Genomic DNA, 13,676 nt, shown 5'->3' on the forward strand with positions numbered 1-13,676 from the left:
TCGGGGGCCGGAGGGCGGTCGTGGCTTCCCGGGTGGTCCTGGGCCGGGGTCTCAGCGGCGGGCGGGCGGGACGCGCCGGGTCAGCCACAGCGCGCCCGCCGCCCCGGCGAGCAGGACCGTGCCGCCGAGCGTGCCGAGGGCGACGGCCGAGTCCTCGGGTCCGGTCTGCGGGAGCGAGGAACCGCCCGTGGACGAGGAGGAACCACCTGAGGCCGAGGAGGACGAGCCCCCGGCCGCCGTCACGTCCAGGGTCAGGGACGGCTTGGGACCGTTGGTCGGTGTGCACGTCGTCGTCGTACCGAGCGCCTTGATGGTGAGGGTGGCCGCCGTGAAGGTGACCTTGCCGGTCTTCTTCGGCGTGTAGGTGCCGCTCAAGTCGCTGATCTTGATGGGGGTGTCGGCCGGGATGGCGGCCGCGTTGGCCGGACCGCTGACCGCGAGCGTGCCGCTGTCCGCGCCGCCCAGTCTGATGGTGGCGCTCGGGGTCATCGCCCCCTTGCCCAGTTCCACCGGGCTGGAGGAGACACCCTTCTGCCAGGACATGGTGATCCTGTAACCGCCACCGCTCCGGACGCCCTTGATGTCGATGGGCGAGACGGCGCTCTTGACGCCGATCGGCGTCTGACAGCGGTAGTCGACGTCGACGACGTCGGCATGGGCGGCCGGTGCGGTCAGCAGCACCACCGAGCCGGCCAGGGCCGCGGCGGACGCGAGCGCGGCGGTTCGCTTCGGGTACGACACGATCGGTCCACCCCATTCATCCAGGTTTCTTTCACGGCGGATTACCTGACGGCACATCAGATTCGGCCGTCAAGGTACGCCTGGGGTCGTGAGGAAGGAAGACGCAGCACACGCCGGAGTTGTGGCGATCCGGCGTGCGCGCCGAGGTGCCCGAGTGGAGACGGGGACCCGGGATGCGGCCGAGGGACGCCGGGCGGCTCCGGCAGCCGGCCGGGACCGTCCACAGGCTGGGGACACCGACGACCGAGGCCGAATCCGCCCCTTCCCGCCCCGGACGCCCACTCACGCGGGGGGCCCACAGCCCCACCGCCCGACCACGGGACCGCACGAGAACCCCCGGTCACGCCACCGCCCGACCACGCGGAATCACTCGGCCACGCCACCGCTCCGCCACGCGGAATCACTCGGCCACACCACGGCGACAGGAACGTGGGGCCGGGCCACCACCCGCCCCCTCAGGAGCGCACGACCACGCAGGACTACTCGGCCACGCCACCGCTCCGGCCACACGGGACCGCTCGGCTACGCGAGACCGCTCCGCTACGCGGAAGCACCCCGCTTCGCCGTCGGTGGACTACGCCGGAGCGCCCAGTTCCGCCCACACCGTCTTGCCGGGGCGGCCGGGGGCGCGGACGACGCCCCAGTCCAGGCACAGCCGCTGCACGATGAACATGCCGTGGCCGCCGGGGCGGCCGGCGCGGTGCGGGGTGCGCGGGGCCGGCTGGCCGGTGCCGCGGTCGGAGACCTCCAGCCGGATCACCTTGTTGTCGCAGGCGAGAACGAGTTCGTCGGGGCCCTCGGCGTGCAGGCAGGCGTTGGTGACCAGTTCGGACACGACGAGCAGCACGTCCTCGGCGGCGGCCCGCTGATCGGCGGTGGCGGCGGGCAGCCAGCCCCACGCGTACAGCGCCTGGCGGGTGAAGTCGCGGGCGAGCGGGACGACCCCGCTCTCGCCTTCCAGGCCGAGTCTGCGGATCTGCCGGCCGCGCGCCCCCGGAGTGCCGCCGGACGGCGCGGACGGCGCGGCTGCCCCCGTGGCTGCGCCGACGGCCGGCGCCTCCCCCTCGGACGCCCCGGAAGCGCCGCTGGGCTCCGGGCCGCGGTCGCCCGGCGAGTAAGGCCGGGTGGTGCTCATCAGCGCTTCACCTCACCGATTCACCAGTTCACGATTCATAAGTCCGGCACCGTTCGATGCCGGCCGGTCCGTACGTCGTCCGCCCGCCGTCCGCGCGGGGTCGATTGCTCGACCGTGCGTCGCACATGCGTCCCGTCCAGGTCGCCATCCAGGTCGTGCACCGGTCCCGGGACGGTCCGACGGCGGGCGGTCGGCAGGATGTCTCCTGCCTTCTCCTGCCCTCTCCTGCCCGACGGATCCGGCGAAACACCCCCGTATTCGGCGTGACACACGCAACGCCGGGAGCGGCCGGAACGCGGAAGGGCGAGGGACACCGGCTCAGTCGGCGCCGTCGGCCAGGGCCGCCTCCACGGAGTCATGGACGGTGAAGACCGCCTCGGCCCCGGTGATTTCGAACACGCGAGCGACCACTGGCAGCATGCCCGCCAGATGGACCCCGCCGCCGGCGGCCTCCGCCTTCAAGCGCGCCCCGAGCAGGACGTTCAGCCCCGTGGAGTCGCAGAACTCCAGGCGCGAGCAGTCCACCACGAGCCGTGAGAAGCCCTTGGCCAGAAGGTCGTCGAGGGGCTCACGTAGAAGATCGGCGGTGTGGTGGTCCAGCTCACCCGCCGGTGTCACAACGGCGCTGGAGCCCTCTTCCCGCACCTCCACCAGAAGCCGGCCCGACTGTGCGCTGCCGACCGTCCCGTGGTCCATGCCGTCTCTCTCCCGAGGTCGTGGCTGCTGATGCCCTCGAACATTACGCCTTCCATGCGCACTCCGACACCCGAACAACCGCACACAAACGGACATACCGCAACAGAACGCACTTGCGACTCGCTCGGTGAAGCGGGTAGGGCTAGTAAGGACACACACCCCTACACGCCGGCTTCGGAGGCGCCGCACACCGCAGTGCACGTACTGGCTTCGGCAGCCATATGCCGCGAACGATGGAGGACACCCATGTCACCCCGGCTCGACGCATCGCATACCCCGCTCGCGACGTCGACACCCCCACCGGAACAACTGGATCATCCCATCGACCCCCTCGACCTCCTCGAGGGACTCCCGGAGATCCCCCCGTACGACGAGATCGGCCCGGTCGACGCGCGGGCCCTGTCCAAGACCCTCTTCGAGCGGCTGGAGTCGCTGGAGGAAGGGACGTACGAGTACTCGTACGTCCGCAACACCCTCGTCGAGCTGAACCTCGCGCTCGTCAAGTTCGCCGCCTCCCGCTTCCGCTCCCGCAGCGAGCCGATGGAGGACATCATCCAGGTCGGCACCATCGGCCTGATCAAGGCGATCGACCGCTTCGAACTCTGCCGCGGTGTGGAGTTCCCCACTTTCGCGATGCCGACCATCATCGGCGAGATCAAGCGCTTCTTCCGTGACACCTCGTGGTCCGTGCGCGTCCCGCGCCGCCTTCAGGAGCTGCGGCTCGACCTCGCCAAGGCGGGCGACGAGCTGGCGCAGAAGCTGGACCGCGCCCCCACGGTCACGGAACTCGCCGAGCGGCTCGGCATCTCCAACGACGAGGTCGTCGAGGGCATGGCCGCCTCGAACGCCTACACCGCCTCGTCGCTGGACGCCCAGCCCGAGGAGGACGAGACCGAGGGCGCTCTCGCGGACCGCATCGGGTACGAGGACCACGGGCTCGAGGGCATCGAGTACATCGAGTCGCTCAAGCCCCTGATCGCCGAACTCCCCTCCCGGGACCGGAAGATCCTCTCCCTGCGGTTCGTCGCGAACATGACCCAGTCGGAGATCGGCGAGGAACTCGGCATCTCCCAGATGCACGTGTCCCGGCTGCTGGGGCGGACACTGGTGCGGCTGCGCAAGGGACTCACCCTGGAGGAGTGACCTCCGGGTCCGCCCCGAGCCGCCGAAGCCCCGGAAGCGGTCCGGCCGTCAACGCCGGACCGCTTCGGCGCGTCCGTCCCGCGTCCCACCCCTCCGGCTGGCCGGTACCCACCGTCCCAACCGTTATGCGGTTACCGCCGGAAACCTCTTTCCCCGACCCGCACCCTCCACCACTATGGGGCCCCCTACCGGCTGGTACGCCGGACCGGGGCCGCACGGGCGCGGCCGCGCTGTCGCGAGGAGGCTGGACGATGGCTCAGGGGGACCGGGCCGAGGCGGGCGGGGACCACGAGGGCGCGCCGGAGGCACGGTTGACCGCACTGCTGCGCTCCCCCACGCCGACGGCGTACCCCGCGCTGCAGGAGCTGCGCCGGCGGCACCACCCGGCGGTCCTGGCCTACGCCCGGTTGTGCGCGACGAGCGAATCCGCGGCCCGCCGGCTGGCGGCGGAGGCCTTCACCACCGCGGCCCGCGAGACGGCCCGCGGCGTCGAGCCGGCCCTCCCCCTGGGCCACCGGCTGCTGCTGCTCACCGCCCAGACGGCGGCCGGCTGGGCGCGCGACGAGCGCTCCGCGGGCGTCGACCCGGGCCTGCTGCTGGTGCTGAACACGGCCGGCCTGTCCGACGGCCCGACCCCGCCGCTGCTGCCGGCGTTCGAGTCGCTGCCGGCCCGCACCCAGGGGCTGATCTGGTACGGCGTCCTGGAGGAGGAGCCGCCGGAACGCACCGCGGCCTTCCTCGGGCTGAGCCGCACGGACGTGGCCTACGGCACACCGGGGGCCCTCAAGGCCCTGGGCCAGGCCTGCCTCAGACACCGGCTGGCCGCCTCGGACGACCCGCGCTGCGCCGACTTCCGCCGGCTGATCGAGGAGGCGGTACGGCCGGACGGACCGCGTCACAGCGCCGACCTGGACGCCCACATGGCCCGCTGCCCGCACTGCACGGCCGCCTTCGAGGACCTGCGGGCCCTGCGGGACACCCCGCGGCAGACGCTGGCGGAGGGGCTGCTGCCGTGGAGCGGAACGGCGTACATCCGCGCGGCGGAGCCACCGGTGACCGATGCCGTCCCCTCCGCGCAGGCGAGTTGGCCGCCCCGGCGCCGCGTCCTGCTGGCCTCGGCGGCCCTGGGCGTGGCCCTGGCCCCGCTCCTGGTGTTCCTGCTCGCCCCGGGCCACCGCTCCGGCCAGCAGCGGACGGCGGCGACACCCACGCCTCCCCCGGTGACCGTGACGGCCACGGTCTCCCTCACCCCGTCCGCCTCGGCGTCCCCCTCCCCTTCCCCGTCCCCCTCGGCCACGTCCCGGCCGCCGTCCCCCACCGCCTCCTCCCCCCGCCCGTCCACACCCCCGCCGCCCCGGAAGAAGCCCGCGCCGACACCCCCGCCCGCGCCTCCGGGCACCTCCTACGCCCCCGTGGTGAACCTCGCCACGGGCCGCTGCCTGGACATCCGCGACGGCGATCTGTACCAGGGCAACGACGTCGTGACCGCCCCCTGCGACTCCTCCGCCGACCAGCGCTGGCGCGTCGACCCCTACCTGGGGGTGCTCCGCTCGGCGGCCGACGACTCCTTCTGCCTCGACAGCCGGGGCTCCGTCGACCGGGGCGTGGGCATCTGGACCTGCGACTCGGTCCACGGCCGCAACGGCGACAACCTCCGCTTCACCGTCGACCCCGACGGAACGATCCGGCCGGCGATCGCCATCGAGACGGCGGTGACACCGGACGGCGGCGACGGGGTGGTGCTGGAGCCCTTGAGCGGAGGGTCCGTGCAGCGGTGGCGGGCCGGGCAGGCGGCGTGAACCGCGCGGCGCGGGGCTGGTGACCGGTCGTCAGGGGCCGCCCGTCGCCTCGGGCGGCCGCCGGCCCACGCTTACGCTGTCCGAGCCCGCTGACCTGCTGCCGGGCGACGACCGCCTCCCGAGGAGTGCCCATGAGCGTCACCGCGGCCCGCGTCGGCCGGTCGGCCGATCTGCCCGTCCTGCTGGTCGCGGTGGTGTGGGGCTCCAGCTATCTGGCCGCCAAGGGCGTCACCACGGCAGGGACCGTGACGGCCGTGCTGGTGCTGCGGTTCGCCGTGGCACTGCCGGTGCTGGTCGCAGCGGGATGGCGGCGGCTGCGGGCACTGAACGCCGTCCAGATACGCGGCGCCGGGCTGCTGGGGCTGATCCTCGCCGGGATCTTCCTGCTGGAGACGTACGGCGTGGTGCACACCTCGGCGACGAACGCCGGGCTGATCGTCAGCCTGACCATGGTGTTCACACCGCTGGCCGAGAGCCGGGTGCGCGGCACCCGGCTGCCCGGATCCTTCATGGCGGCCGCCGGTCTCTCGGTGCTCGGCGTGGCGCTGCTCACCCAGGGCGCCGGGTTCAGCGCCCCGACCGTGGGCGATCTGCTGATGCTGGCGGCCGCCGTCGCCCGTACGGTGCACGTCCTCGCCATGTCCCGCATGGAGTCGGTGCGCGACGCGGACGCGCTGTCCCTGACCACGGTCCAGCTGGGCGGGGCGGTCGTCGTGTTCGCCGTGCTGGCGGCGGTGCCGGGCACCGGTGCCTCGCCGTGGGCGGCCGCGGCCGGCTTCGGCTCCGGGGACTGGCTGGGGCTGCTGTACCTGTCCGCCTTCTGCACGCTGTTCGCGTTCTTCGTGCAGATGTGGGCGGTCCGCCGCACCTCTCCGTCCCGGGTGAGCCTGCTGCTCGGCACGGAGCCGGTGTGGGCGGCGGCGGTGGGCATCGCCGTGGGCGGCGACCGGCCGGGATGGCCGGGCCTGTTCGGCGCGCTGCTGGTGCTCGCCGGTACGGCCTGGGGGCGGTCGGTGGCGGACCGCGGGCGGGACACCGTCGCGCGGAAGGCGGCGGTGGCGGACGGAGCGGCCGTTCCCGAGGGGGCGGCGACGTCCTGAGAAGGCCCCTGACTTCCGCCGTGGACAGTCGTCGCCCGGCCACCCCAGCCGTACGGCGCGGACAGCTGGTCCGACGCCCGCTCAGACCATGCGTACGCCGCCGCGCCACACCCCGCTGACCAGCGGTACGCCCGGCCGGTAGGCCAGGTGGACATGGCTGGGGGCGTCCAGGACGGTCAGGTCGGCCCGGGCGCCGGGGGTGAGGCGGCCGACGTCCGTGCGGCGCAGGGCCGCCGCGCCGCCCGCCGTGGCCGACCAGACCGCCTCGTCGGGGGTCATCCGCATGTCGCGGACCGCCAGGGCGATGCAGAAGGGCACGGAGGAGGTGAAGGACGAGCCCGGATTGCAGTCCGTGGACAGGGCGACCGTGACGCCCGCGTCCAGCAGCCGGCGCGCGTCCGGCCACTCGGCACGGGTGGAGAACTCGGCGCCGGGCAGCAGGGTGGCGACCGTGTCGCTGTGCGCGAGGGCGTCGACGTCCGCGTCCGTGAGGTGCGTGCAGTGGTCGGCGCTGGCGGCGTCCAGCTCGACGGCCAGCTGGACGCCGGGGCCGTAGGAGAGTTGGTTGGCGTGGACGCGCGGATGCAGGCCCCTCGCCTTGCCGGCGGTGAGGATCGCGCGGGCCTGGTCGCCGTCGAAGGCGCCCTTCTCGCAGAACACGTCGATCCAGCGGGCGTGCGGCGCGCAGGCGTCCAGCATCTCGCCGGTGACCAGGGCGACATAGGCCGCCGGGTCGTCGGCGTAGTCCGGGGAGACGATGTGGGCGCCGAGGTAGGTCACCTCGTCGGTGTGCTCGGCGGCGATGCGCAGGGCGCGGGACTCGTCCTCGACGGTGAGGCCGTAGCCCGACTTGGTCTCGAGGGTGGTGGTGCCCTGGCGGAGGGCCTCCGCCAGGTAGTGGGTGAGGTTGGCCTCCAGTTCCGCGTCGGTCGCGGCGCGGGTGGCCGCGACCGTGGTGCGGATGCCGCCCGCCGTGTAGGAGCGGCCGGACATGCGGGCGTTGAACTCCTGGGTGCGGTCGCCGGCGAACACCAGGTGCGAGTGGGAGTCCACGAAGCCGGGCAGCACCGCCCGGCCGCCCGCGTCGATCCGGTTGTCGGTGGCGGGTGCTTTGCTGGATTCACCGGTCCACGCGACGCGGTCGCCGTCGATGACGACGGCCGCGTCCTGGATCAGGCCGAGGGGGGAACCGTCACCGAGGGAGGGGTCGTTGGTGACCAGCGTGGCGATGTTGGTGATGACCGTGCTGCTGCTCATGGTGTCCTCAGAGGTGGCCGGGTGGGGGTCGGCGGGCTTCAGCCGCGCAGTGCTTCGATCGCGTCCGCCAGCGCGGCGGGCACGTCCGGCACGAGCGTGTGCGCCCCGTCCCGCACGACCTGCCGGCCGCCGACGATCGTGTGCCGTACGTCCGCGGCGGAGGCGGCGAATACGGCGGTCTCGGCACCCAGTCGCGGCACCGGTCCCGCTGTCCTGACGGAGTCGAGGGCGACGGTCGTGAAGTCGGCGAGCGCCCCCGGTTCCAGGGTGCCCGCGTCCTCCCAGCCCAGGGCCGCGTGACCGTCCGCCGAAGCCGCGCGCAGCAGGGCCGGGGCCGTCCAGTGGCCCCGGGTGCGGGTGCGCAGCCGCTCGTTCAGCTCCATGGCACGCGCCTCTTCGAGCAGGTCGATGACGGCGTGGCTGTCGGAGCCGAGGGAGAGCGGGGAGCCCGCCCGTTGCAGGGCGACGGCCGGACCGATCCCGTCGGCCAGGTCGCGCTCGGTCGTCGGGCACATGCAGGTGCCGGTGCCCGACCCGCCGAGCAGGGCGATGTCCTCGTCGGTGAGGTGGGTGTTGTGCACACCGGTGGTGCGCGGCCCGAGGACGCCGTGGTCGGCGAGGAGCCGGGTGGGCGTGCAGCCGTGCGCGGCGAGGCACGCGTCGTTCTCCGCGGTCTGCTCCGACAGGTGCACGTGCAGCGGGGCCCGCCGCTCCTCGGCCCATTCCGCCACGGTCGCCAGCTGCCGCGCGGGCACGGCCCGTACGGAGTGGATCGCCGCGCCGATCCGTGCGTGGTCCCGTTCCTTGAGAACCGCACAGCGTTCGGCCCAGGCCTGTGCGCTGCCGTCGGAGAACCGCAGCTGATGGGGGTCGGGTGCCTCGCCGAAGCCGGAGGAGAGGTAACAGGTGTCGAGGAGGGTGATCCGGATGCCGGCCTCGGCGGCGGCCGCGATCAGCGCCTCGCCCATCGCGTTGGGGTCGGCGTAGGGGGTGCCGCCGGGTGCGTGGTGCACGTAGTGGAACTCACCGACGCAGGTGACGCCGGCCAGCGCCATCTCGGCGTACACCGCGCGGGCGAGGGCGTGGTAGGTCTCCGGGGTCAGGTGATCGGCGACGGAGTACATCACCTCGCGCCAGGTCCAGAAGGTCCCGGAGCCGACCTGGACGGTGCCGCGCAGCGCCCGGTGGAAGGCGTGGCTGTGGGCGTTCGCCAGGCCGGGGAGGGTGAGCCCGCGCAGGATCTCGGCACCGGGCGGCGGGGTGGGCACGTCCGTGCGGACGGCTTCGATCCGCCCGTCCGCGACCTGCACCGTCACCCCCGGCTCGACGTTCGTGCCGAGCCAGGCGTGCTCCAACCAGTAGGTCCGCGTCGTCACCTGCAGGCCAGCCCTTCCAGTACGTCGGCGAGCGCGCTCACCCCGGCCACGCAGTCGTCCTCGGCCGCGAACTCGGCCGGGGAGTGCGAGACGCCGGTGGGGTTGCGTACGAACAGCATGGCGGTCGGGATGCTCCCGGAGAGGATTCCGGCGTCGTGTCCGGCGCCGGTCCCGAGGACGGGCACCGTCAGACCGGTGTCCTTGCCCAGGATGCGGCCGAGTTCGTCGCGCAGGGCGTGGTCGAACTCCACGACCGGAGTAAAGGACTCCCGGACGACGTCCAGGTCGAGGCCGTGGGCGTCCGCGTACTCCCGGGCCGCCTTCTCGATGCCGCCGACCACCGTGTCCAGGGTCTCCTGGTCGGCGGCGCGGGAGTCGAGCCAGCCGCGCACCAGCGAGGGGATCGCGTTGACCCCGTTGGGCTCGACGGCGATCTTGCCGAAGGTGGCGACGGCACCGGCGAGTTCGGCCTCGCGGCGGGCGGCGAGGACGGTTTCGGCGTACGACAGCATCGGGTCGCGGCGGTCGCCCAGCCGGGTGGTGCCGGCGTGGTTGGCCTCGCCCCGGAAGTCGAACCGCCAGCGGCCGTGCGGCCAGATGGCGGACGCGATGCCGACGCGGTCGCCGGACAGGTCCAGCGCGCGGCCCTGCTCGACGTGCAGCTCCACGAAGGCGCCGATCCGGCCCAGCCGCTCGGGGTCGGGCCCGATGGCGTCGGGGTCGTATCCGGCGGCCGCCATGGCCTGCGGCAGCGTGATCCCCTCGCCGTCGGTGAGCCGGTGGGCCTGCTCGACGGTCAGCTGCCCCGCGGTGAGCCGGGAGCCGACACAGGCGAGCCCGAACCGGGCACCCTCCTCGTCACCGAAGTTGACGATGGCCAGGGGCTTGGCGAACCGCGCTCCCCTCCCGCGCAGTTCGTCCAGGGCGGCGAAGGAGGACACGACCCCGAGGGGCCCGTCGAAGGCGCCGCCGTCGGGCACCGAGTCCAGATGCGACCCGGTGACGACGGCGTCCCCGGCGGCCGGGTCCCCGAGCCAGGCCCACTGGTTCCCGTTCCGGTCGACCTCGTACGACAGTCCGCGTGCCTCGGCCTGCTCCCTGAACCAGGCCCGGCAGTCGGCGTCGGCGCCCGTCCAGGCGTGGCGCCGGTAGCCGCCGGAGGCGGAGCTGCGGCCGATCGGCAGCAGCTCCGCCCACATGCTGTGGAAGCTCACGCCTGGTCACCCTCGCGCATGGGCACCCGCACGCCCCGCTCCCCGGCCACCGACTCCGCGATGTCGTACCCGGCGTCCACGTGCCGGATGACGCCCATGCCGGGGTCGTTGGTGAGCACGCGCCGGATCTTCTCGCCGCCGAGCTTCGTGCCGTCGGCCACCGTCACCTGCCCGGCGTGGATGGACCGTCCCATACCCACACCGCCGCCGTGGTGGAGGGACACCCAGGACGCGCCCGAGGCCACGTTGACCATGGCGTTCAGCAGCGGCCAGTCGGCGATCGCGTCGGAGCCGTCGAGCATGGCCTCGGTCTCCCGGTAGGGGGAGGCGACGGAGCCGCAGTCGAGGTGGTCGCGGCCGATGGCCAGCGGGGCCGCCAGCTCTCCGGAGGCGACCATGTCGTTGAAACGCTCGCCGGCCTTGTCGCGCTCGCCGTAGCCGAGCCAGCAGATCCGCGCGGGCAGGCCCTGGAAGTGGACGCGCTCGCCGGCCATCTTGATCCAGCGGGCCAGGGACTCGTTCTCCGGGAAGAGGTCGAGGATCGCCTTGTCGGTCTTGGCGATGTCGGCGGGGTCGCCGGACAGGGCGGCCCAGCGGAAGGGGCCCTTGCCCTCGCAGAAGAGGGGACGGATGTACGCGGGGACGAAGCCGGGGAAGGCGAACGCGCGGTCGTACCCGGCCAGCTGGGCCTCGCCGCGGATGGAGTTGCCGTAGTCGAAGACCTCGGCGCCGGCGTCCATGAAGCCGACCATGGCCTCCACGTGCTTCGCCATGGACTCGCGCGCACGCGTGGTGAAGCCGGCCGGGTCCTTGGCGGCGGCGTCGGCCATGTCCTCGAAGGCGATGCCGACGGGGAGGTAGGCCAGCGGGTCGTGGGCGGAGGTCTGGTCGGTGACGATGTCGATCGGCGCGTTCATCGCGAGCAGCTGCGGGACCAGCTCGGCCGCGTTGCCGAGGACGCCGATGGACAGCGGCTTGCGCTGGTCGCGGGCCTCGGTGGCCAGCTGGAGCGCGTGGTCGAGGTTGTCGGCCCTGACGTCCAGGTACCGGTGCTCGATGCGGCGCTCGATGGCGCGCGGGTCGCAGTCGATGCAGATGGCGACGCCGTCGTTCATGGTGACGGCGAGGGGCTGGGCGCCGCCCATGCCGCCGAGGCCGGCGGTGAGGGTGATCGTGCCGGCCAGGGTGCCGTCGAACTTCTTCGCGGCGACGGCGGCGAAGGTCTCGTAGGTGCCCTGGAGGATGCCCTGGGTGCCGATGTAGATCCAGGAGCCGGCGGTCATCTGGCCGTACATGGTCAGGCCGAGGGCCTCCAGACGGCGGAACTCCTCCCAGTTGGCCCAGTCGCCGACGAGGTTGGAGTTGGCGATGAGGACGCGCGGGGCCCACTCGTGGGTCTGCATCACGCCGACCGGGCGGCCGGACTGGACCAGCATGGTCTCGTCCTGCTTGAGGGTGCGCAGCGTGCGGACCATCGCGTCGAAGGAGCGCCAGTCGCGGGCGGCCTTGCCGGTGCCGCCGTAGACGACGAGCTTGTCGGGGTGCTCGGCGACCTCGGGGTCGAGGTTGTTCTGCAGCATCCGCAGGGCGGCTTCCTGCTGCCATCCCAGGGTGCTCAGTTCCGTGCCGCGCGGTGCTCGTACGGGGCGGGGTCCCGACATCGTCTGCCTCCTCCTGTTGCTATGTCTATTCACATCCTGTCTCCCTGAATAGAGCTAGTCAATAGATCCGGGCGGCGCCGTCCGCGTGCGAGGGGTGTTTGGCTGGAAGCACCGGTCACCGCGACAGGACGGGGAAGCCGTGGAGCACGAGCGCGAGCACGACATCGAGACCGAGGCCCGCCGGCGCGCCGGACGGCGGGACGAGGCGGTACGCGCGGCGGTCGAGCAGGGGCTGCTGGGGCCGGACGCGGCCGTGGTGGGCCTGCTCGACGTCACCGGCATCCGGGAGTCGGCGGCGGCCCTGCGCGCGGCGTTCGACGCGGTCACGGCGCCCGGGACGCCGGTCCTGCACGCCTTCGCGGTGAAGGCGACCCCGCTGGTGCCGGTGCTGCGGCTGCTGCGCGAGGCGGGCATCGGCGCGGAGGTGGCGAGCCCCGGGGAACTGGCGCTGGCCCGGGCGGCCGGGGTGCCGCCCGCCCGGACGGTGCTGGACTCGCCCGCCAAGACGCCGGCGGAGCTGCGCGAGGCACTGGCGCTCGGCATCGCCGTGAACGCCGACAATCCGCAGGAGCTGGACCGGCTGGACGCCCTGGTACGGTCCGCGCCCAGCCGGTCGCCGCTCGGCATCCGGATCAATCCGCAGGTCGGCGGCGGCACGATCGGGGCGACCTCCACGGCGACGGAGACGTCGAAGTTCGGGGTGGCACTGCGCGACGAGGGGGCGCGCGAGTGGGTCGTACGGACGTACCTGGACCGGCCGTGGCTGACCCGGCTGCACGCGCACACCGGCTCGCAGGGCATCCCGCTGTCGCTGATGGCGCGGGGGGTGGCGGAGACGTACGCGCTCGCGGAGGAGATCAACGCGCGCGCCGGGCGCCACCAGATCGACACGCTCGACATCGGCGGCGGACTGCCGGTGAACTTCGCCTCCGAGGACGCGACACCGTCGTACGCGCAGTTCGCGCGGCTGCTGGCCGAGGAGGTGCCGGGACTGTTCGCCGGGCGGTACGGGCTGGTGACCGAGTTCGGGCGGTCGCTGCTGGCCAAGCACGGGACGCTGGTGGCCCGGGTGGAGTACGCCAAGAGCGCGGGCGGGCGGCGGATCGCGGTGACGCACGCGGGTGTGCAGGTGGCGACGCGGACGGTGTACGTACCGGGGACGTGGCCCCTGAGGATCGCCGCGTACGACGCCAAGGGGCGCCCCAAGGCGGGGCCTCGGGTGGTGCAGGACGTGGCCGGACCGGCCTGCTTCTCGGGCGACCTGCTGGCCGAGGGCCGCTCGCTGCCCCTGCTGGAGCAGGGTGACCACGCGGCGGCGCTCGACACGGGCGCGTACGGCTTCGCCCACCACTACGCCTACAACTCCCTGGTCCGCCCCGGCATCTACGGCTTCGCGCCGGACGGCTCGGGCGGCATCGCCTTCGCGACCGTACGGGAACCGCAGACGATCGCCGAGGTGGTGACGGAGTCCGGCGGGGCGCACGCGTCGGCGCTCACCACCCTGCGCGCACCCGGGAGCCGTTGACGCACCCCCGGCTCCGCTCGAACAAATGG

Annotated in this window: 11 protein-coding genes; 4 read left to right on the forward strand and 7 right to left on the reverse strand. The window is 73.4% G+C overall.

Annotation, left to right across the window (positions count from 1 at the left end):
* Nucleotides 1-51: 51 nt before the first annotated feature.
* From ACZ5CW_RS13510 to ACZ5CW_RS13520, 3 genes are all read right to left on the reverse strand, one after another.
* Nucleotides 52-741 (reverse strand): LPXTG cell wall anchor domain-containing protein, encoded by a 690-nt coding sequence (locus tag ACZ5CW_RS13510; RefSeq protein ID WP_468600685.1) that lies wholly within the window; start codon nt 739-741, stop codon nt 52-54.
* Between the two features lie 574 nt (nt 742-1,315).
* Nucleotides 1,316-1,876 (reverse strand): ATP-binding protein, encoded by a 561-nt coding sequence (locus ACZ5CW_RS13515; RefSeq protein ID WP_468600687.1) that lies wholly within the window; start codon nt 1,874-1,876, stop codon nt 1,316-1,318.
* A 318-nt stretch (nt 1,877-2,194) separates the two neighbouring features.
* Nucleotides 2,195-2,572, reverse strand: a complete 378-nt coding sequence (locus ACZ5CW_RS13520) for an STAS domain-containing protein (protein ID WP_059251093.1) — start codon at nt 2,570-2,572, stop codon at nt 2,195-2,197.
* A 246-nt stretch (nt 2,573-2,818) separates the two neighbouring features.
* Here ACZ5CW_RS13520 and ACZ5CW_RS13525 point away from each other — a divergent pair, with 246 nt between their 5' ends.
* From ACZ5CW_RS13525 to ACZ5CW_RS13535, 3 genes are all read left to right on the forward strand, one after another.
* Nucleotides 2,819-3,715 (forward strand): RNA polymerase sigma factor SigF, encoded by an 897-nt coding sequence (locus ACZ5CW_RS13525; protein ID WP_468600689.1) that lies wholly within the window; start codon nt 2,819-2,821, stop codon nt 3,713-3,715.
* Nucleotides 3,716-3,966: 251 nt separating this feature from the next.
* Nucleotides 3,967-5,514, forward strand: a complete 1,548-nt coding sequence (locus ACZ5CW_RS13530; RefSeq protein WP_468600691.1) for a ricin-type beta-trefoil lectin domain protein — start codon at nt 3,967-3,969, stop codon at nt 5,512-5,514.
* Nucleotides 5,515-5,645: 131 nt separating this feature from the next.
* Entirely contained in the window at nt 5,646-6,614 is a 969-nt protein-coding gene (locus tag ACZ5CW_RS13535) for a DMT family transporter (RefSeq protein WP_468600693.1), read from the forward strand.
* A gap of 81 nt (nt 6,615-6,695) precedes the next feature.
* Here the strand turns inward: ACZ5CW_RS13535 and hutI are convergent, their stop codons facing one another.
* From hutI to hutU, 4 genes are read right to left on the reverse strand one after another with little or no spacing between them, the layout of a single operon-like run.
* Nucleotides 6,696-7,871: an imidazolonepropionase gene (gene hutI, locus ACZ5CW_RS13540; protein ID WP_468600695.1), complete on the reverse strand. Its 1,176-nt coding sequence runs from the start codon at nt 7,869-7,871 to the stop codon at nt 6,696-6,698.
* A gap of 38 nt (nt 7,872-7,909) precedes the next feature.
* Nucleotides 7,910-9,253 (reverse strand): formimidoylglutamate deiminase, encoded by a 1,344-nt coding sequence (locus ACZ5CW_RS13545; RefSeq protein WP_468601100.1) that lies wholly within the window; start codon nt 9,251-9,253, stop codon nt 7,910-7,912.
* On the reverse strand, nt 9,244-10,461 hold the full coding sequence (locus ACZ5CW_RS13550; RefSeq protein WP_468600697.1) for an allantoate amidohydrolase: 1,218 nt from the start codon (nt 10,459-10,461) through the stop codon (nt 9,244-9,246). Before ACZ5CW_RS13550 ends, ACZ5CW_RS13545 begins: the two co-directional genes overlap by 10 nt.
* Entirely contained in the window at nt 10,458-12,122 is a 1,665-nt protein-coding gene (gene hutU / locus ACZ5CW_RS13555) for a urocanate hydratase (RefSeq protein ID WP_468600699.1), read from the reverse strand. Before hutU ends, ACZ5CW_RS13550 begins: the two co-directional genes overlap by 4 nt.
* Nucleotides 12,123-12,261: 139 nt before the next feature.
* Between hutU and ACZ5CW_RS13560 the strand changes: the two genes are divergently transcribed.
* Nucleotides 12,262-13,647: a type III PLP-dependent enzyme domain-containing protein gene (locus tag ACZ5CW_RS13560; protein ID WP_468600701.1), complete on the forward strand. Its 1,386-nt coding sequence runs from the start codon at nt 12,262-12,264 to the stop codon at nt 13,645-13,647.
* Nucleotides 13,648-13,676: the final 29 nt, after the last annotated feature.

This window comes from Streptomyces sp. NPDC031379, from assembly GCF_055569615.1.

Excerpts from the sequence above, each read along its gene's own strand:
- ACZ5CW_RS13515 (WP_468600687.1), bottom strand. The coding sequence starts at position 1,876 with ATGAGCACCACCCGGCCTTACTCGCCGGGCGACCGCGGCCCGGAGCCC.
- ACZ5CW_RS13520 (WP_059251093.1), bottom strand. The coding sequence starts at position 2,572 with ATGGACCACGGGACGGTCGGCAGCGCACAGTCGGGCCGGCTTCTGGTG.
- ACZ5CW_RS13525 (WP_468600689.1), top strand. The coding sequence starts at position 2,819 with ATGTCACCCCGGCTCGACGCATCGCATACCCCGCTCGCGACGTCGACA.
- ACZ5CW_RS13530 (WP_468600691.1), top strand. The coding sequence starts at position 3,967 with ATGGCTCAGGGGGACCGGGCCGAGGCGGGCGGGGACCACGAGGGCGCG.
- ACZ5CW_RS13535 (WP_468600693.1), top strand. The coding sequence starts at position 5,646 with ATGAGCGTCACCGCGGCCCGCGTCGGCCGGTCGGCCGATCTGCCCGTC.
- hutI (WP_468600695.1), bottom strand. The coding sequence starts at position 7,871 with ATGAGCAGCAGCACGGTCATCACCAACATCGCCACGCTGGTCACCAAC.
- hutU (WP_468600699.1), bottom strand. The coding sequence starts at position 12,122 with ATGTCGGGACCCCGCCCCGTACGAGCACCGCGCGGCACGGAACTGAGC.